Raw genomic sequence first — 462 nt, forward strand, 5'->3', positions numbered from 1 at the left:
TAGGTCATCTTTCCATCCTGAACTTTCGCATGGATGGAAAACGGTGATGTGAACAGATGTCCGACCGCCACGGAGCGGTAGGTGAACTTACCGAAAATCGCGACATCTTCGCCGGAAGCGATTTTGGTAGTAATCGTAAAGTCTTCGATTTTCCAGTAGTTTGAGACCTGCAAAAACAAAGAGCTAAAGGCTTTGGGACCTTTGTTTGTGCCGGTCCACGGCATGATTTTTCTGAGTTCTGGATTGTCAAAGTTTAGAGAAACATAGGTGGCGTCTGGAGCTACCAACCTCATTGCCGCGGCTTCGACTTTATCGGGTGCGGTATTGGCCAGGAATTCCACGACAACCGCTAGTGAAGCAGCAGATTGCGCTTCAGTAGCTGACTGCGCCGACGCTGGAGTGATTGTTACTAACCATGAGGCGAGCGCCATTGCTGCAGTGATCAATTTGATGCTTCGAGTA

Annotated in this window: 1 protein-coding gene; it reads right to left on the reverse strand. The window is 49.1% G+C overall.

Annotated elements, in window-relative coordinates; genetic code table 11:
• A partial coding sequence (locus AC0T7J_RS25220; protein ID WP_473798480.1) for a nuclear transport factor 2 family protein occupies positions 1-462 on the reverse strand: 462 nt, incomplete at both ends.

The sequence above is a fragment of the Pantoea sp. E956-1 genome (assembly GCF_982223955.1).